At 68.4% G+C, this 17,567-nt stretch carries 15 protein-coding genes; 11 read left to right on the top strand and 4 right to left on the bottom strand.

Features of this window, described 5'->3' with window-relative positions; genetic code table 11:
- Positions 1 to 2: 2 nt before the first annotated feature.
- The 7 genes from ABIB51_RS08635 to ABIB51_RS08605 all read left to right on the top strand — a co-directional run bounded on the left by ABIB51_RS08635 (position 3) and on the right by ABIB51_RS08605 (position 8,180).
- Complete coding sequence (locus ABIB51_RS08635; RefSeq protein ID WP_354187433.1) at positions 3 to 1,478, top strand: GuaB1 family IMP dehydrogenase-related protein; 1,476 nt, start codon at positions 3 to 5, stop codon at positions 1,476 to 1,478.
- Between the two features lie 333 nt (positions 1,479 to 1,811).
- A complete protein-coding gene (locus ABIB51_RS08630; protein WP_354187431.1) occupies positions 1,812 to 3,161 on the top strand; it encodes a hemolysin family protein in 1,350 nt (449 codons plus the stop codon).
- Complete coding sequence (locus ABIB51_RS08625) at positions 3,158 to 4,219, top strand: hemolysin family protein (RefSeq protein ID WP_354187429.1); 1,062 nt, start codon at positions 3,158 to 3,160, stop codon at positions 4,217 to 4,219. Before ABIB51_RS08630 ends, ABIB51_RS08625 begins: the two co-directional genes overlap by 4 nt.
- A gap of 104 nt (positions 4,220 to 4,323) precedes the next feature.
- Positions 4,324 to 5,289 (top strand): metal ABC transporter solute-binding protein, Zn/Mn family, encoded by a 966-nt coding sequence (locus tag ABIB51_RS08620; RefSeq protein ID WP_354187427.1) that lies wholly within the window; start codon positions 4,324 to 4,326, stop codon positions 5,287 to 5,289.
- A 135-nt stretch (positions 5,290 to 5,424) separates the two neighbouring features.
- A complete protein-coding gene (locus ABIB51_RS08615) occupies positions 5,425 to 6,240 on the top strand; it encodes a metal ABC transporter ATP-binding protein (RefSeq protein ID WP_354187425.1) in 816 nt (271 codons plus the stop codon).
- The gene (locus ABIB51_RS08610; protein WP_354187423.1) at positions 6,240 to 7,130 is read left to right on the top strand and encodes a metal ABC transporter permease; all 891 of its coding nucleotides are present in this window, start codon (positions 6,240 to 6,242) and stop codon (positions 7,128 to 7,130) included. The genes ABIB51_RS08615 and ABIB51_RS08610 overlap by 1 nt, the downstream gene beginning before the upstream one ends.
- Before the next feature lie 177 nt (positions 7,131 to 7,307).
- A complete protein-coding gene (locus ABIB51_RS08605) occupies positions 7,308 to 8,180 on the top strand; it encodes a hypothetical protein (RefSeq protein WP_354187421.1) in 873 nt (290 codons plus the stop codon).
- Between the two features lie 27 nt (positions 8,181 to 8,207).
- Here ABIB51_RS08605 and ABIB51_RS08600 read toward each other — a convergent pair whose 3' ends face one another.
- Complete coding sequence (locus tag ABIB51_RS08600; RefSeq protein ID WP_354187419.1) at positions 8,208 to 8,669, bottom strand: Fur family transcriptional regulator; 462 nt, start codon at positions 8,667 to 8,669, stop codon at positions 8,208 to 8,210.
- A gap of 104 nt (positions 8,670 to 8,773) precedes the next feature.
- Here ABIB51_RS08600 and ABIB51_RS08595 point away from each other — a divergent pair, with 104 nt between their 5' ends.
- Positions 8,774 to 9,430 carry an MBL fold metallo-hydrolase gene (locus ABIB51_RS08595; RefSeq protein ID WP_354187417.1) on the top strand — a complete coding sequence of 219 codons (657 nt, stop codon included), beginning with the start codon at positions 8,774 to 8,776 and terminating at the stop codon, positions 9,428 to 9,430.
- On the opposite strand, the gene ABIB51_RS08590 is transcribed toward ABIB51_RS08595, so the two are convergent.
- Positions 9,427 to 10,551 carry a PLP-dependent cysteine synthase family protein gene (locus ABIB51_RS08590; RefSeq protein ID WP_354187415.1) on the bottom strand — a complete coding sequence of 375 codons (1,125 nt, stop codon included), beginning with the start codon at positions 10,549 to 10,551 and terminating at the stop codon, positions 9,427 to 9,429. The genes ABIB51_RS08595 and ABIB51_RS08590 overlap by 4 nt on opposite strands.
- A gap of 61 nt (positions 10,552 to 10,612) precedes the next feature.
- On the opposite strand from ABIB51_RS08590, the gene ABIB51_RS08585 reads away from it, so the two are divergent.
- The 3 genes from ABIB51_RS08585 to ABIB51_RS08575 all read left to right on the top strand — a co-directional run bounded on the left by ABIB51_RS08585 (position 10,613) and on the right by ABIB51_RS08575 (position 13,148).
- Entirely contained in the window at positions 10,613 to 11,482 is an 870-nt protein-coding gene (locus ABIB51_RS08585; protein WP_354187413.1) for a sulfurtransferase, read from the top strand.
- A gap of 83 nt (positions 11,483 to 11,565) precedes the next feature.
- Positions 11,566 to 12,723, top strand: coding sequence for an NAD(P)-dependent alcohol dehydrogenase (locus ABIB51_RS08580; RefSeq protein ID WP_354187411.1), 1,158 nt, complete (start codon positions 11,566 to 11,568; stop codon positions 12,721 to 12,723).
- The gene (locus ABIB51_RS08575) at positions 12,720 to 13,148 is read left to right on the top strand and encodes an HIT family protein (RefSeq protein WP_354187409.1); all 429 of its coding nucleotides are present in this window, start codon (positions 12,720 to 12,722) and stop codon (positions 13,146 to 13,148) included. Before ABIB51_RS08580 ends, ABIB51_RS08575 begins: the two co-directional genes overlap by 4 nt.
- Before the next feature lie 23 nt (positions 13,149 to 13,171).
- Here the strand turns inward: ABIB51_RS08575 and hrpA are convergent, their stop codons facing one another.
- Positions 13,172 to 17,212, bottom strand: a complete 4,041-nt coding sequence (gene hrpA / locus ABIB51_RS08570; protein ID WP_354187407.1) for an ATP-dependent RNA helicase HrpA — start codon at positions 17,210 to 17,212, stop codon at positions 13,172 to 13,174.
- Positions 17,213 to 17,380: 168 nt separating this feature from the next.
- Positions 17,381 to 17,548, bottom strand: a complete 168-nt coding sequence (locus tag ABIB51_RS08565) for a hypothetical protein (protein ID WP_354187405.1) — start codon at positions 17,546 to 17,548, stop codon at positions 17,381 to 17,383.
- Positions 17,549 to 17,567 lie beyond the last annotated feature (19 nt).

Genomic DNA, 17,567 nt, shown 5'->3' with positions numbered 1-17,567 from the left:
GCGTGCGATTTCTGACTGAGCCCACCACCGACCTGACGTATTCGGACATCTTCCTGGTGCCGTCCCGTTCCGATGTCACGTCGCGGCTGGACGTGGACCTGGCGGCCGACGACGGATCCGGCTCCACGATCCCCCTGGTGGCCGCGAACATGACGGCGGTGACCGGCAAAAGGATGGCGGAGACCATGGCCCGGCGCGGCGGACTCGCCGTCCTGCCGCAGGACGTGCCGCTCGAAGTGATCCGGGACGTTACCACCTGGATCAAGACCCGCCACCCGGTCCTCGAGACGCCCGTGACGCTCTCGCCCCTGGACACGGTCATCGACGCCCTGCACCTGATGGGGAAGCGGCCGCATGGTGCGGTCATCGTCGTGGACGACGCCGGCGCCGTCACCGGCGTGATCCGTGCCGCGGACTGCGAGGGCCAGGACCGCTTCGCGTCCCTGGCCTCCGTGGTCCGGCACAGGCCGCTGGTGCTGGACGCGGCGCTGTTCGACGGCGCGTTCGACGGCGGAAACGGCGCCGGAGCGGAGGCAGCGCTGCGCCGCGCCTTTGCCGCGATGGACGCCGCCGGCACCGACTACGCCCCCGTCCAGCAGGACGGCGCCCTCGTCGGCGTCCTCACCCGGAAGGGGGCCCTGCGCTCCACCCTGTACCGGCCCTCGCTGGACGATGTGGGCCGGCTCAAGGTCGCCGCCGCCGTCGGGATCAATGGCGACGTCGCCGGCCGGGCGGCGGAACTCCTCGCCGCCGGAGTCAACGTGCTCGTCCTGGACACCGCGCACGGCCACCAGCAGAAAATGTTCGACGCACTGGCCGCCGTCAGGGGCCTCAACCCCGGCGTTCCGGTGGTGGCCGGCAACGTGGTCACGGGCGACGCGACCCGGGAGCTTATCGAGGCAGGGGCGGACATCGTCAAGGTCGGCGTCGGCCCCGGGGCCATGTGCACCACCCGGATGATGACGGCCGTGGGCCGTCCGCAGTTCTCCGCCGTGCTGGAATGTTCCGCTGCCGCCCGTGCGGCCGGCGGCCGGGTCTGGGCCGACGGCGGTGTCCGGTACCCCCGCGACGTGGCCCTCGCGTTGGCGGCCGGCGCCAGCCAGGTCATGATCGGTTCCTGGTTCGCCGGAACCCACGAGAGCCCGGGGGACCTGCAGCTCGATGCCGGCGGCCGGCAGTTCAAGGAGAGCTTCGGGATGGCCTCTGCCCGGGCCGTCCAGAACCGCAACCAGCGCGAGGGCGCTTTCGAAAAGGACCGCAAGGCGTTGTTCGAGGAGGGCATCTCCACCTCGCGCATGTACGTGGACCCTGCCCGCCCCGGCGTCGAGGACCTGCTCGACATGATCACCGCAGGGCTCCGCAGCTCCATGAGCTACGCCGGCGCGGCAGACCTGGCCGCCTTCCGGGAACGCGCCGTCGCCGGGATCCAGTCCGCTGCGGGCTACGAAGAAGGCCGGCCGGTGCCGCAAAGCTGGTAAGAGCTGGTAACCAAGCGGTGCGTTTGCGCCGTCTGCCGGGGTGGCTGCCGCCGGGCGTCACGTGGCGGACGGCGGCACCCGCTCCTGTAGACTGACATTCTTATGGACAGTAAATCTAGGTGCCGGCCTGGGGGCTGTCAGCGGCGAACGGAAACCGTTACCGCGCAGTCCACCCGCAGAGCCGGCAAACCCCGTTCACGCGCCCATCACTCTCCGGCATCACAGCAGTCCGGGGCCTTCCAGGAAACGGGGTCGGCCCACGCCGACCATCCTCCGCCGGGCAGATTCCACGAGCACCCACACCGTGCCGCTGCTCCGGAAGCAGGCCGCTAAATGGAGTGGCTCCTCCTCGCAGCAGGCCTCCTGCTTATCCTCGGCACCGGCTTCTTCGTAGCCGTTGAATTCTCACTGGTCGCCCTCGACCAGTCCACCGTCCAGCGGGCAGTAGACAACGGCGACACTGCCGCCGTGCCGCTGCTCAAGTGCCTCAAGTCCCTCTCCACGCAGCTCTCCAGCTGCCAGCTGGGCATCACCATGACAACGTTGCTCACCGGCTACGTCATGGAACCGTCCGTCGGGAAGCTCCTCGAAGGTCCGCTCGCCGCCGTCGGGGTCCCGGAGGCCGTCGCGGCCTCGGTATCACTGATCCTCGCGATGGCATTCGCCACGCTGCTCTCGATGCTGATCGGCGAACTGGTGCCCAAGAACATGGCCATCGCCTTGTCCTTTCCCATCGGCAAGGCCGTCGCCCGTCCCCAGCTGGTCTTCACCGCCATCTTCAAACCCGCCATCGTGGTGCTGAACGGCTTTTCCAACAAGGTCCTCAACGTCTTCGGGCTCGAGGCCAAGGAGGAAATTTCCGGCGCGCGCACCCCGGCCGAACTCGCGTCCCTGGTGCGCCGTTCGGCGGCCATGGGAACCCTCGACGCCGGGACCGCCAACTTCGTGGCCCGGACGCTGAAGTTCTCCGGACGCACGGCGGCGGACGTCATGACGCCCCGCATCCGGGTCGAAACGATCGACGCGGACCAGCCGGTCTCGGACATCGTGGAAGCCGCCCGGCGCACGGGCTACTCGCGCTTCCCGGTCATCGGCGAATCCTCCGATGACATCCGCGGCGTGGTCCACATCAAGAAGGCCATCGCCGTTCCCTCGGACCGGCGGGCCAACCTTGAGGCCGGGGCCATCATGACCGATGTGCTCCGCGTCCCGGAAACCATCCACCTCGACGCCCTCCTGGCCGAGCTGCGGGAAGGCAACCTGCAGCTCGCCGTCGTCCTCGACGAGTACGGCGGAACCGCCGGCGTCGCCACCCTGGAGGACCTCGTGGAAGAAATCGTCGGAGAAGTCGCCGATGAACACGACAAGGTCCGGCCGGGGCTGCTGCAGAGCGCCTCGGGGGACTGGTACTTCCCGGGGCTCCTCCGGCCCGATGAACTCTCCGAACAGATCCCGGGCCTGACCGTGCCCGACGAAGCTGCCTACGAAACGGTGGGAGGCTACATCATGAGCGAGCTGGGCCGCATTCCAACCGTGGGGAACACCGTCGACGTCGGCGGCGGAACCCTGAGCGTGACCCGGATGGACGGGCGCAGGGTCGACCGGATCTGCTTCACCCCCTCCCGCGTCCAGGACGAGGACAGCACCGGGAACCCCGCCTCCGGCGAGGTCGGTGCCGTATGAGCGACTGGGTAGGAATCCTGTGGCTTGCCGTCCTGCTCCTTGGCAACGCCTTCTTCGTGGCCGCGGAATTCGCGGTCATGTCCGCCCGGCGGAGCCAGATCGAACCGCTGGCCGAGGCCGGGTCCAAGCGCGCACAGACCACGCTGCGGGCGATGGAAAACGTCTCCCTCATGCTGGCCTGCGCCCAGCTCGGCATCACGGTGTGCTCGCTGCTGATCCTCCAGGTCGCGGAACCGGCCATCCATCACCTGATGGCGGTACCGCTGGAAGCCGTGGGCGTCCCGGTGGAGATCGCCGACATCGTGGCCTTCGCCGTCGCGCTGCTGGCGGTTACCTTCCTGCACGTGACCTTCGGCGAGATGGTGCCGAAGAACATTTCGGTGTCCGTCGCGGACAAGGCGGCCCTGCTGCTGGCCCCACCGCTGATGTTCATCGCCCGGATGGTCAAGCCGGTGATCGTAGCCCTGAACTGGGCCGCGAACCACATCCTGAAGCTGATGCGGATCGAGCCGAAGGATGAGGTCACCTCCTCCTTCACGCTCGAGGAAGTCCAGTCGATCGTGCAGGAATCCACCCGTCACGGACTGGTGGACGACGACGCCGGGCTGATCACCGGTGCGCTGGAGTTCTCGGAACACACCGCGTCCCGCGTGATGGTCCCGCTCGACAAGCTCGTGATGTTTAAGGCGGCCACCACCCCGGTGGAGTTTGAGAAGGCCGTGAGCCGCACCGGCTTCTCGCGCTTTCCGATGCTCGATGAGGACGGCATGCTTTCGGGCTACCTCCACATCAAGGACGTCCTGTCCATCCCCGACGCGGCCTACCACCAGCCGATCGCCGAAAGCCGCATCCGCTCCCTCGCGAACCTCGCGATGGACGACGAGATCGAGAAAGCCATGTCCGTCATGCAGCGGACCGGCTCGCACCTCGCCCGTGTGATCGGACCGGACGGACACACCCAGGGCGTCCTGTTCCTCGAGGACGTCATCGAGGAACTCGTCGGCGAGATCCGGGACGCCACCCAGGCCACCGGTTACCGGAGGCTCGGCCAGGACTAGGCAGGCGCGCGGTGTATCCCTAAATAGGAATGATTCCCATTTAGGGATACACTCGGGTCAATTGCTAATGCTCCTGATTCTCAATAACAGATCCGAGGTCCCCCGTGCGTCGTCCTGCTGCCCGTGCCATAGTTACCGCCGTTGCCGGCCTCAGCGTGCTGCTGACGGCATGCGGCCCGACGACGGGGAGCGCCAAGGGCGCAGCCGGCGACGGGGTGGTTGAGGTGGTCGCCTCCACGAGCGTCTACGGCGACATCGTCAGCACAATCGGCGGCGACAAGGTGCGGGTGAACTCCGTCATCTCGCGCAGCAGCCAGGACCCGCACTCGTACGAGGCGACCACCCAGGACAAGCTGGCGGTTTCCAAGGCCGAACTCCTCGTGGAGAACGGCGGCGGCTACGACGACTTCATCCACAAGCTCGCGGACGATACCGGGCTGGACCATGCCAACGTCCTGAACGCCGTCGAGGTCTCCGGGCTGGCCCCCGAAGAGGACGCCGGCGCCCACACCGAGGCATCCGACGCGAGCCATGACCATGACCACGGAGCCTTCAACGAGCACGTCTGGTACAGCCTGCCGGCAATGTCCCGGCTGGCAGACGCCGTCGCGGCCAAGCTCGGGGAGCTCGAACCGTCCTCAGCCGAGACGTTCAAGGCCAACGCAGTGTCCTTCAAGGAGTCGCTCGGTGGCCTCGAAGCCAAGCTGGCCACGGTCAGGGCCTCGGCCGGCCAGGGGGCGGTTGCCGTCACCGAGCCCGTGCCGCTCTACCTGTTGGAGGCGGCAGGCCTGGAAAACAAGACGCCCGCCGAGTACACGGCGGCCATCGAATCCGGTGCCGACGCCCCGCCCGCCGTGCTGAAGGCCGCCGTCGACCTTGTACGCTCCGGCGGTGTCCGGCTGCTGGCCTACAACACGCAGACCGAAGGCCCCCAGACGGTGGCGCTGAAGGATGCCGCCACCGCGTCGGGCGTTCCCGTGCTGAACTTCGGCGAGACCCTGCCGGAGGGCAAGACCTACGTCCAGTGGATGGCCGAGAACGTCGACAGCATCGCCGGGACGCTGTCCTGAGGGCTGCCCGGGAGACCGGGGCCTAAGATTGTCGGGACAGCGTGAGCTGACCGCGTGAACACAAACACTTGCGCAGCACTCCGTGCGCAGAGCGCGTGAGCTGAACGGCTCGTGCAGAAATTGAGGAAATCCACGTTGACCCCCGTAGTGAGCCTCCGCGGTGCGTCCCTCTCGTTCGGCCACCGGACGCTCTGGGAAAACCTGGACCTGGACATCAACCCCGGCGAGTTCTTCGCCGTCCTGGGTCCCAACGGCAGCGGCAAAACCACGTTTCTCAAGGTCCTGCTTGGGCTGCAGGAGCTTACCTCGGGAACGGCCGTCCTTGACGGCCACCCGGTGGAACGCGGGAGCCGGCGGATCGGGTATGTCCCGCAGCAGAAATCGTTTGATCCGGACACCCCGTTGCGCGCCCGCGACCTCGTCGGCCTCGGCGTCGACGGCCACCGCTGGGGCGTGCGCCTCGGGGCAGCCCGCGCGGACCGGAAGATTGACCGGCTGCTCGAGCTCGTGGGCGCCGAAGACTACGCCAAAGTCCCGGTGGGGCAGCTCTCCGGCGGCGAGCAGCAGCGGCTGCGGGTGGCGCAGGCCCTGGCCACGGACCCGAAAGTGCTGCTCTGCGACGAGCCCCTGCTGTCCCTGGACCTGCAGCACCAGCAGGCCGTCAGCGGCCTGATCAACGACCAGTGCCGCGAGCAGAAAAGCGCCGTGGTGTTCGTCACGCACGAGATCAACCCGATCGTGGACTACGTCGACACCGTGCTCTACCTGGCCGGCGGACGCTTCCGGGTGGGCCGGCCGGAGGAAGTCATGACCACCGAGGTCTTGTCCGATCTGTATGGCAGCCACGTCGAAGTCATCCATGCCAACGGCCGGATTGTTGTGGTGGGCGTTCCGGATGCCACCACACATCACCACGAGGACGCGCACGCCATCGCAGGGGAGGTCGGCTGATGGACCTCGACAACATACTCAATTCCATTTTCAATTTCGAGAACTACGGCGAGTTGCTCGCGCTGGTCCAGAACTCGATCTGGGCCGGGGCTGTCCTGGGACTGCTCGGCGGTCTCGTCGGTACCTTTGTCATGAAGCGGGACCTGGCGTTCGCCGTGCACGGGATCTCCGAGCTCTCCTTCGCCGGCGCGGCCTTCGCCCTGCTGGTCGGGGTGGACGTCGTGCTGGGTTCGCTCCTGGGTTCGGTGGTCGCGGCCCTGCTGCTTGGCGTGATGGGCGTCCGCGCCCGGGACAAGAATTCGACCATCGGGGTGCTGATGCCCTTCGGACTGGGCCTCGGCATCCTGTTCCTGTCGCTCTATGAAGGCCGCGCCGCCAACAAGTTCGGACTCCTCACCGGGCAGATCGTGTCCGTCGGGACCGTCCAGCTGCAGGTCCTGGCCGTCGCCGCCGTCGTCGTGATGCTGGCCCTGATCGCCATCTGGCGGCCGCTGACATTCGCCAGCGTCGATCCCGAGGTCGCCGCGGCCCGCGGGGTGCCGGTCCGGGCCCTCGCCCTTGGATTCATGCTGCTGCTCGGCGTCAGCGTGGCACTGTCCATCCAGATCGTCGGTGCCCTGCTGGTGCTGGCGCTGCTGATCACCCCGGCGGCGGCGGCCCTGCGGGTCACCTCGTCGCCCCGGCTGGTGGTGCTCCTCAGCGTGGTGTTTGCCGTGACCGCGACGGTCGGCGGCATCCTGCTGGCCCTCGGCGGACGGATCCCCATCAGCCCGTACGTCACCACGTTGTCGTTCCTGATTTACGTCGTCTGCCGGGTGGTCGGCGGAGTCCGGGCCAAACGCGGGGTGAACGGGCGCGTGCTGCGCGCCGCACCGGTCCCCGCTGCCTGAGCCGCGGGTATGTCTCAGCCCCTGACGTCCCGCCGGCGGAAATCCCCCACGTCTGGCTCCGTCCGGCGGCGTGTCACGGCGGCCCGCCGTCCAACCCCGGCGTCACCGGACCAAAGCCGGGGAATTTCCGCGGGCATGCCGCTACCCGTCCCCGCGCCCGCACCGTAGGGTGCAGCTATGGGGGTTCGACTCACGACGGCGGCGCGGCGGCTGCTGTGCCTCGCCGCGCTCCTACTGGTCGCGGGGCCGTCAGTGACGGCGTGCGGCCCGGAGGATGTCCCGCCGGACATGTCCACCCGTGAGGCGTTTGCCCGGAGTGTGATGGCCGCTGCCACGTCAGGGTCGGTGGAGCAGGTCGAGAGCCTTGCCGGTGTCGGCCCGGTGAACGTCCGGCCCCAGGCGCAACAGCTGGTGGACTCCACCCGTGGCTGGGCCCCCGGGTCCTGGCAGCTGCAGCTCAGCAACGATTTCCCGGAAGTGGCCAACATCGACGCCTCCCGGGACGGTCAGCCCGGGACCGTCAGATACACGATCTCCTGGAGCCAGGAGCGCTGGTTGTTGGCTATCGGCCAGCCCCGGAACCCGCCGACCGGCGGCGCCGGCCCCGGGACCGGCGCCTACCCCCGTGCCGCCCCGTCGACGAGCCAACTTCCCGCTGATTGTTCCGACGGTCCGGGCCATGCCGGGACCGTCGCCGCAGCGCTGGAGTGCCAGCAGTTCACGTCGACGGCCGGCAACGCCGCTGGCCAGAACCTGTACTGGCTGACCTCCACACCGCTCCACGTGGGCTTCGACCGGCTGAACGGGTCGGCCACCGTGGTGGTCCGGATGCCGTGCGGAGTGTTCAATGTGCCGGTGTCCGTCGATGCCTTCGGGCTGACACCGGATCCGGCGGGACTGGTGGAGTCGGCGGACAGCTGCACCGGTACGGACGCGGAGCAACGCAGCTGGACGACGGCCTACTTCAAGTCGCCGATGATCTACCAGCTGAACGCGCAGGAACTGGTTCTTAGTGGCCAGCTGGGCCAGATCCGGTTCGCCAGGGATTGAGCTGCCGCGGAACCGCGGACGGCCTGGCTAGTTGCCGGACTGCCGGGCGGTGCAATCGGGGCACAGGCCGAAGATCTCGACGGTGTGCTCTACCGCGGTGAAGCCGTGTTCTTTCGCGATCCGTGCGGCCCACGCCTCGACGGCGGGCGCCTCGACTTCGACCGCCTTGCCGCAGTTGCGGCACAGCAAATGATGGTGGTGGCCGGTGACGGCGCAGCGGCGGTACACGGCCTCGCCGTCGGCGTTCCGCAGCACGTCCACGAGTCCGTCGTCGGCAAGGGACTGCAGGATCCGGTACGAGGTCGCCAGGGACACGGAGGTGCCCCGCCCCTGCAGGATGCGGTGGAGCTCCTGGGTGCTGACAAAGTCCGCCAGGTCGTCCAAGGCGGCGCTGACCGCGAGGCGCTGCTTGGTGACGCGCTGCTCCTTGCCCGCTGAAGGAGCCGGAACCGGAGCCCGGTTACCGTCGGCTGTGGCGCCCTGGGACATTGTGGAACTCGCTTCACTGTCGGTTGCGTTGGGGGTGCTGGCAATGTCCAAGATTACCAGCCGGGGCCGTGGACACCGCGGCGCCGGGTGCCTAGGCTGGCTCGATGAAGCTGACAAAATTCACCCACGCTTGTGTCCGCCTCGAGAAGGACGGCAGGGTGCTCGTGTTCGACCCGGGCAACTTCTCCGAGGCAGAGCACGCGCTTGCCGGCGCGGATGCCGTGCTGATCACGCACGAGCACGCGGACCACATCGATGTCGACGCCGTGGTGGCCGCGCTGTTGGACAACAGCTCGCTGAGGCTCTTCGCACCCGCGGGCGTCGCTGGGCAATTGCGCGGGAAGGCGGACAGTGCCGCCGAACGGATCCATACCGTGGCTGCCGGCGAGGAATTCGACGCCGCCGGCTTCGCGGTCAAGAGCTTCGGCGGGCAGCACGCCCTGATCCACCCGCAGATTCCGGTGGTGGCGAACGTCGGATATTTGGTGGATTCCAACGTCTACCACCCGGGGGATTCCTTCGCGATCCCCGACGGTGTGGCCGTCCAGACACTGCTCGTGCCGATCCACGCGCCGTGGAACAAGGTGAGCGAGGTGGTGGACTTCGTCATCGGCGTCCGCGCACCCAAAGCGTTCCCGATCCACGACGCCCTGCTCAACCCGACCGGGGCGGGCATGCTCGAGGGGCACGTGACACGGATCGGTGCCAGGTACGGTACCGAATTCCGGCACCTCTCCAGCGGCGACTCCGTGGAGGTCTAACCCGTCCGGGTGTCCAGGCCCAGGGGCTGGGCCGGCCAGGTCCCGGTCGCGAAGAACTCCCGGAGCGTGGCCTCGTGCGGTTCGGGGTCCAGTCCCTGGGTCTGCAGCCAATCCGGGCTGTAGTAGTTGCCGGCATAGCGGTCTCCGCCGTCGCACATCAAGGACACAACGCTGCCGCGCCGGCCCTCGGCGATCATGCCGGCGATGAGCTGCCACACGCCCCAGAGGTTCGTGCCGGTGGACGGTCCGGCATGCAGGCCGGCGTATTGCCGGAGGTGCCGCATCGCCGCCACCGAGGCGGCGTCCGGGACCTGGAGCATGTGGTCGATCACGGCAGGGACAAAGCTCGGCTCCATCCGCGGCCGGCCGATGCCCTCGATCCGGGAGGGGAGCCCCGCGGCGGCCGCGCCGGCGCCGCCGTTCCGGGAGGCCAGCCAGGCGGGATGGAACGCCGAGTTCTCGGGGTCCACGACGGCAAGTTCCGTGTCGTGGCGGTGGTAGCGGAGGTACCGGCCGATTGTGGCGCTGGTGCCCCCGGTCCCGGCGCCCACAACGATCCACCGGGGGATGGGATGCTCTTCGAGTGCGAGCTGGCCGAAGATCGACTCGGCGATGTTGTTGTTCCCCCGCCAGTCCGTGGCCCGCTCGGCGTAGGTGAACTGGTCCATGTAGTGGCCGTTGCTGCTCCTGGCCAGTTCCGCGGCCGCGTCGTAGACCTCCGAGGCGTGGTCCACCAGGAGGCAGGAACCGCCGAACTGCTCGATGAGGGCGATCTTCTCCCGGCTGGTGGTCCGGGTCATGACGGCGATGAAGGGCAGGCCCAGCAGCTGCGCAAAGTAGGCTTCCGAGACGGCCGTGCTGCCGCTGGACGCTTCCACGATGGTGGTCCCTTCGGTGATCCAGCCGTTGACCAGGCCGAAAAGGAACAGGGAGCGCGCCAGCCGGTGCTTGAGGCTGCCGGTACGGTGTGTGGACTCGTCCTTGAGGTACAGCTGCACGCCCCAGCTTTCCGGGAGCGGGACGGAATACAGGTGGGTGTCGGCGGAGCGGTTGTTCTCGGCATTGATTCTGCGGATGGCTTCGTCGGCCCAGGTCCGGTCCTGTTTGCGCTCTGTGATCACTGCCCCAGCCTACCCGCGGCGGACCTGCGCCAACGATGGCCGCCATGGATAGAGTGGGCGGATGCAGACCCTCATGGACGTAGCCTCGCTGAAGGGCCGGCTGGATTCCGGCCGCCGCACTGTATTGCTGGACGTACGCTGGGTGCTGGGCGACCCGCACGGCCGGGAGCACTATCTGGCGGGACACCTTCCCGGTGCGGTCTTCGTGGACCTCGCCACCGAACTGGCCGGACCTCCGGATCCGGGCCGTGGCCGCCATCCTCTCCCGCCCCTGGACCAGTTCGAGGGCTCGGTCCGTTCCTGGGGCGTGCGCAGCGGCGACGTTGTTGTCGCCTATGACGACAGCGGCAACATGGCTGCGGCGCGGCTCTGGTGGATGCTCCGGAACGCCGGGCTTTCCGATGTCTACCTGCTCGACGGCGGACTCGCCGCCTGGCGCGCTGCCGGACTCGACGTCGAAAGCGGCGAACGGCGGGCGGAGCCCGGGGACGTCGTCCTGACCGCTGGCGCCATGCCCTCGATCGACGCCGGCCGGGCGGCCTCGTGGGGGCAGCAGGGCCTGCTCCTCGACGCCCGGGCGGGGGAGCGGTACCGCGGAGAGTTCGAACCCGTGGACCCGCGTGCCGGGCACATCCCGGGAGCCGTGAGCGCCCCCACCGGCGACAACCTCGGCGCCGACGGACGTTTCCTGCCGGCCGCCCAGTTGCGCGAACATTTCACCGGCCTCGGTGTGCGGCCGGACGTCCCCACCGCGGTGTATTGCGGTTCGGGTGTGACGGCTGCCCATGAAATCGCGGCCCTCGCCATTGCAGGGTTCCCCGCGGCGCTCTATCCCGGGTCCTTCTCCGAATGGTCCAACAATTCCGCCAACGAGGTCGCGACCGGCGCTGCGCCCTACGCCGACAGCGCCGGCAGCAACGACTTGTTCTAGTCCAGGGAGGCGGTCCGGCATCAGGCCGCCGTGGCCGGCCCGGGAATTGGCCATGCTCCGGCGCGCAGGGGTAGCGTCAAGGCATGACTCCTGGACGCCCCGTACCGCCGCCCCTTGCCAAGCCGCTCCCCACCGGCGACACCTCGTCCGAGGCCGCCGGCGGCCCCCGGCTCGTAGCCGCTTACGGCGCCACCTCCAGCGGCAGCGGACTCGTTCCCCTGACCGTTTCCCGGCGCGCGCCGAAGGAGGACGACGTCGAGATCGCCATCGAGTTCTCCGGCCTGTGCCACTCGGACGTGCACGCTACCCGCGGCGAATGGGGCACCCAGAACTACCCGCTCGTGCCGGGCCACGAAATTGTCGGCAGGGTCACCCGGGTCGGTACCGCCGTCGAGGACTTCACGGTGGGCGAGAACGTGGGAGTCGGCTGCATGGTCGATTCCTGCCGCGAATGTGACAGCTGCCTGGACGGCCTCGAGCAGTACTGCGAAAACGGCAACGTGGGGACCTACGGTGCCAAGGACCGCCGCAACGGGGACACCATCACCCAGGGCGGCTACGCCAGCTCCATCGTGGTGGACCGCCGCTACGTGCTGCACGTTCCGGAGAGCCTGGACCCGGCCGCCGCGGCGCCGCTGCTCTGCGCCGGCGTCACCACCTTCTCGCCGCTGCGCCACTTCGAGGTCGAGGAAGGCGACGTGGTCGGCGTCGTCGGACTGGGCGGACTCGGCCACATGGCGGTCAAGATCGCCAAGGCCATGGGCGCCGAGGTCAAGGTCTTCACGACGTCGGAGAAGAAGTTCGCCGCGGCCCGCGACCTGGGCGCCGACGACGTCATCCTCTCCACGGACCCGGCGGCGATGGACGCCGCGAACCGGAGCATCGACGTCATCATCGATACCGTCGCCGCGCCGCACGACCTCAACCCGTACTTCCGCACGCTGCGCCTCGACGGTGCCTTGTTCCAGCTGGGACTTCCGTCGGAGGACATGCCGCCGGTCAACCCGGGTGCCCTGATCCGGCGCCGGATCGCCTACGCCGGTTCACTCATCGGCGGCATTGCCGAGACCCAGGAGATGCTGGACTTCTGCGCGGAACACGGTGTGGTGTCCGAGGTCGAAGTGGTCCGGGCGGACCAGCTCAACGAGGCCTATGACCGCATGGTGGCCGGCGACGTGAAGTACCGTTTTGTACTGGACGCCAGCACCCTGGGGTCACCTTCGGAAAAGGCGGATGTATGAGCACTCTCTTCACCAGGATCATCAACGGCGAGATCCCGGGCCGTTTCGTCTGGCGTGAGGACGACGTCGTGGCCTTCCTGACGGCGGGCCCGCTCGCCGACGGCCATACCCTGGTGGTCCCCACCGAGGAAGTGGACCGCTGGACGGACGCCTCCCCGGAGCTGCTGGCACGGGTCATGGAAGTGGCCCGGAAGATCGGTGCCGTCCAGGTGGACATCTTCGACGCGGCCCGGGCCGGGCTGATTGTGGCAGGCTACGAAATCAACCACCTGCACGTCCACGTCTGGCCGTCCAACTCGATGGCTGACTTCGACTTCGGCTCGGCCGACCAGCACCCCGAGCCGGCAAAGCTGGACGCCACCGCGGACAAGCTCCGCGACGGCCTCCGGAACGCCGGCCACGCGGAACACGTCCCGGACGCCTGAGCCGGGCCCCGCTCAGCCCACGGTCAGGCCGGCGCCAGCGCCTTGTTCAGCACTGCGCGGATCCGCTTTTCGGAGACCGAATATGCCGTTCCGAGCTCGACGGCGAACAGGCTCACCCTGAGCTCCTCGATCATCCAGCGGACCTGGGTTAACTCGGCGCCGGCCCGCCGCCCCGGCAGCAGCGCAGACGCGGCGTCGTCGTAGTCGTCTTCAAGCGACTGCACCGCCGCCATGTGCTGGGCATCGCGCTGGACGTTGGTGGGGAGCTTCTCGAGGCGCTTCTCGATGCCGGCGAGGTACCGCGGCAGCTGGCTCAGCTGGGCGTAGCCCGTGCGTGCTACGAAACCGGGGAACACCAGCTGCTCCAGCTGGCTCTTGATGTCGTTGAGGGCGCTGATGAGGGCGAGGCTCGTGGTGCCCTTGAGCTGCTTTTCTATCCGCCGGGAGCTCGCCAGGATGCGCTCTACGACGGCGGTGACGGTGAAGACCGTGTCGATCAGCTCGGCCCGGACCTTCTCGTAGAGCGCCTTGAACGAGGCCTCGTCCCATGGCAGCGCGGCGGGGGTGAGTTTGTCAATGGCGGCCAGGGCGCAGTCCGCGATGAGGGCCGAGACCGAACCGTGCGGGTTCTGGCTGAACGTCAGCTTCTCGGTGTTGTTCAGATGCTCCAGGACGTAACGGTCCGGCGGCGGGACTTTGAGGGCGAGCAGCCGGATCACACCGCCGCGCATGGCCTGTTCCTGCTCGGAAGAAGTCTGGAAGAGCCGCAGCGCCACCGAAGTGCCCTCGTCCACGAGCGCCGGGTAGCCGGTGACGGTGTGGCCCTTGACAGTTCCCTGGACCTGGCGTTGCACCGTGCCGAAGGCCCATTCCGTGAGGCCGGACTGCTCGGCGAAGCCGGTGGACGTGACGGCAGCCGGGGATCCGGCGGCGGCTCCCGGCCCGGTAGCCGGTCCGGCCGCCGGGCCGGCGCCCTGCCCCGCGCCCTTGCCGGCACCTTTCGCCCCGGCCCTGGGCGCCGTCGTGCCCGGCGTCGCGCCGAGGGATTCGGCGATAGCGCGGCGCGTCGCCGGGGCAAGGCGTTCCTGCAGCTCGGCGAGGTCCTTGCCCTCGTCCAGGAGCTTGCCGCGCGAATCCACCACCCGGAAACTGACGCGGAGGTGCGGCGGCACGGCATCCCAGCTCCAGGACCCCGGCGGGATGACCTGCCCGCGGATCCGGCGCAGGACCAGTTCCAGGGAGGCCTCCAGCTCGTCGGTGGCGGGATCGAAATCCGCCTCCAGCGCCGCTACGGCCTGGCGCGCGACATCCGGGGCGGGCACGAAGTTCTTCCGCACCTGCTTGGGCAGCGATTTGACCAGGGCCGTGACGAGCTCCACCCGCTGGCCCGGAATGAGCCAGCGGAAGGCGGCGTCGTCCAGCTGGTTCAGGAAGAGCACGGGCACCTCGGCGGTGACGCCGTCGGACGGGTTCGGCGGCGAGCCGGGAGCCACCGGGTTGAATTCGTAGCTCAGCGGCAGCTCGAAGCCCTTGTGCAGCAGGGTCTTCGGATAGGCCGAGTCGTCGAGCGCCTCGGCGTCTTCGCTGATCAGCAGCGCCTGGTCGAAGTCGAGCAGCGCGGGGTCCTGCTGCCGCGCCTCCTTCCACCACTTGTCGAAGTGCCGTTCGGAGACGGCCTCCTTGCCGATCCGGGCGTCGTAGAACTCGAACAGCGTCTCGTCGTCGACCAGGATGTCCCGGCGCCGCATCCGGGCCTCCAGCTCCTCGATCTCGTGAAGCAGGGCACGGTTGCGGTGGAAGAACTTGTGGTGCGTCTGCCAGTCGCCTTCGACGAGGGCATGCCGGATGAAGAGCTCGCGGGACAGCTCCGGATCCACCTTGCCGTAGTTGATGCGCCGGCTCGGGATGATCGGCACACCGTACAGCGTGACCTTTTCGTGGGCCATCACCGAGCCCATCTTCTTGGACCAGTGCGGTTCGCTGTAGGTGTGCTTGACCAGGTCCGGCGCTACCTGCTCGGCCCAGAGCGGATCGAACTTCGCGGCGACGCGGGCCCACAGCCGGCTTGTCTCGACCAGCTCGGCGGCCATCACAAACGTGGGCGATTTCTTGAACAGCGCCGAGCCCGGGAAGATCGCAAAGCGGCTGCCCCGGGCGCCGGCGTATTCGCGCTTGCGCTCGTCGAGGATGCCGATGTGGCTCAGGAGGCCGGAGAGCAGGCTGATGTGGATGCCCTCGTGGAGGCCCACCGGATCGGCAAGGCGCTTGTTGTCCAGGCTGATGCCCAGCGGGCGGGCGAGCTGGCGCAGCTGGGCGAACAGGTCCTGCCATTCTCGGACGCGCAGGTAGTTGATGAACTCGTTGCGGCAGAGCCGGCGGAACTGGGTGGAGGAGAGCTCCTGTTGCTTCTCCTGGATGTAGTTCCAGAGGTTCAGGAAACCGGTGAAGTCCGAGTTCTCGTCCCGGAATCGTGCATGTTTCTCCGCCGCGAGCTGCTGCTTGTCGGTCGGGCGCTCGCGCGGATCCTGGATGGTAAGGGCCGCGGCGAGGATCATGACCTCACGGACGCAGCCGCGATTGCCGGACTCCACGATCATCCTGCCGAGCCTCGGGTCCACCGGCAGCTGGGCAAGCTGCTGCCCGACGGCGGTGAGGCCGCCGCCGCCGCTCCTGCCGCTGCCGTTCCGGCCGGCAGCGCCGGCGGGCCGGCGGCCGGTGCGTCCGTCGCCGTCGGCGCCCTGGTCCTGCGGGCGTGCCGCCGTCAGTGCGCCAAGTTCGCGGAGGAGGGTGACGCCGTCGTTGATGGCGCGGGAATCCGGCGGCTCCACAAACGGGAAGTTCTCGACATCCTTGGGCCCGCGGGCCACGCCCATTGCGGTCATCTGCAGGATGACGGCGGCGAGGTTGGTGCGCAGGATTTCAGGATCCGTGAACAGCGGACGGGACTCGAAATCCTCCTCCGAGTAAAGCCTGATGGCGATGCCGTCGGACACGCGGCCGCAGCGGCCGGACCGCTGGTTGGCCGACGCCTGGGACACACGCTCGATCGGCAGCCGCTGGACCTTGGTGCGGTGCGAGTACCGGGAGATGCGCGCGGTGCCGGTATCGATCACGTATTTGATGCCGGGGACCGTGAGCGAGGTTTCGGCGACGTTGGTGGCCAGCACAATCCGGCGTTTGCTGCCGGGGTGGAAGACCTTGTGCTGCTCCTGCAGGCTCAGCCGGGCGAAGAGCGGCAGCACCTCGGTGCCGGCCAGCCGCCGGCTGGACTGGATCCTGCCGTTGAGGGCCTCCGCGGCGTCCCGGATCTCGCGTTCGCCGGAGAAGAAGATGAGGATGTCCCCGGGGGCCTCCTGCGCGAGCTCGTCGACGGCGTCGCACACAGCGTCCAGCGGGTCGCGGTCCTCCTCGAGCTCGTCGTCGGACGCCTCGTCTTCACCGGGACGGCCGGCGGGCTGGGACAGCGGCCGGTACCGGATTTCGACCGGATAGGTGCGGCCGGAGACCTCGATGATCGGCGACGGGTCCTCGTCGGTGCCGAAGTGCTTGGCGAACCTCTGGGGGTCGATGGTGGCGGACGTGATGATGATCTTCAGGTCCGGCCGCTGCGGCAGGATCCGCTTGAGGTAGCCGAGGATGAAGTCGATGTTCAGGCTGCGCTCGTGGGCCTCATCGATGATGATCGCGTTGTATTTGCGCAGCAGTTTGTCGCGCTGTATTTCGGCCAGCAGGATGCCGTCGGTCATGAGCTTGACCTTGGTGTTGCGGCTGACCTCGCCGGTGAAGCGGACCTGGAAGCCGACTTCCTGGCCGATGTCGACGCCCAGCTCCTCGGCGATCCGTTCGGCCACGGTGCGGGCGGCCAGCCGGCGCGGCTGGGTGTGGCCGATCAGGCCGTTCTCGCCGAGGCCAAGCTCCAGGCACATCTTAGGAATCTGGGTGGTCTTACCGGAACCGGTCTCGCCGGCGATGATGGTCACCTGGTTGGCCGCGATGGCGGCCATCAGGTCCTCGCGGCGCTCGGAAACCGGCAGCTCGGCGGGGTAGGAAATATGCAGTGTCATGGCTGGAGACAGTCTACTGGGCTTGCCGCCGGGACGACTCAGGCTGCACCGGCCGCCCGGGTGCCGCCTGGCGGGAACATGCCGGGAACATAGCGCCGCCCGGTCCCTAAAGGCCGGGCAACTGGTGGGTGTGTGGTCGGGTGGAGCCTTTTACCGGGATGCGGGACCTCAGAAGATCCGCAGGGTGTAGCTGGTGCTGGGGAGGTCCAGGGCGGACCAGGAGTCCTCCGAGCGGACCGGCGGGGTGTGGCCCCGTCCGTCGCTGCGCAGGCCCGCGATGGTGGCGGCGAGGCCGGCGATGACCAGGATGATGAGGGCAATTCCGATGAGTTCCATACCTCTATGGTTCTCCGGT

The organism is Arthrobacter sp. UYCu712, from assembly GCF_040547005.1.
Classification (GTDB): domain Bacteria; phylum Actinomycetota; class Actinomycetes; order Actinomycetales; family Micrococcaceae; genus Arthrobacter.
Note: the sequence above shows the minus strand (reverse complement) of the source record. Positions and strands in the feature narration are given on the sequence as shown.

Bases quoted from the DNA above. Each gene is read 5' to 3' on its own strand.
- ABIB51_RS08630 (WP_354187431.1), top strand. From the start codon at position 1,812: ATGGAGTGGCTCCTCCTCGCAGCAGGCCTCCTGCTTATCCTCGGCACC.
- ABIB51_RS08625 (WP_354187429.1), top strand. From the start codon at position 3,158: ATGAGCGACTGGGTAGGAATCCTGTGGCTTGCCGTCCTGCTCCTTGGC.
- ABIB51_RS08610 (WP_354187423.1), top strand. From the start codon at position 6,240: ATGGACCTCGACAACATACTCAATTCCATTTTCAATTTCGAGAACTAC.
- ABIB51_RS08605 (WP_354187421.1), top strand. From the start codon at position 7,308: ATGGGGGTTCGACTCACGACGGCGGCGCGGCGGCTGCTGTGCCTCGCC.
- ABIB51_RS08600 (WP_354187419.1), bottom strand. From the start codon at position 8,669: ATGTCCCAGGGCGCCACAGCCGACGGTAACCGGGCTCCGGTTCCGGCT.
- ABIB51_RS08595 (WP_354187417.1), top strand. From the start codon at position 8,774: ATGAAGCTGACAAAATTCACCCACGCTTGTGTCCGCCTCGAGAAGGAC.
- ABIB51_RS08585 (WP_354187413.1), top strand. From the start codon at position 10,613: ATGCAGACCCTCATGGACGTAGCCTCGCTGAAGGGCCGGCTGGATTCC.
- ABIB51_RS08580 (WP_354187411.1), top strand. From the start codon at position 11,566: ATGACTCCTGGACGCCCCGTACCGCCGCCCCTTGCCAAGCCGCTCCCC.
- ABIB51_RS08575 (WP_354187409.1), top strand. From the start codon at position 12,720: ATGAGCACTCTCTTCACCAGGATCATCAACGGCGAGATCCCGGGCCGT.
- hrpA (WP_354187407.1), bottom strand. From the start codon at position 17,212: ATGACACTGCATATTTCCTACCCCGCCGAGCTGCCGGTTTCCGAGCGC.
- ABIB51_RS08565 (WP_354187405.1), bottom strand. From the start codon at position 17,548: ATGGAACTCATCGGAATTGCCCTCATCATCCTGGTCATCGCCGGCCTC.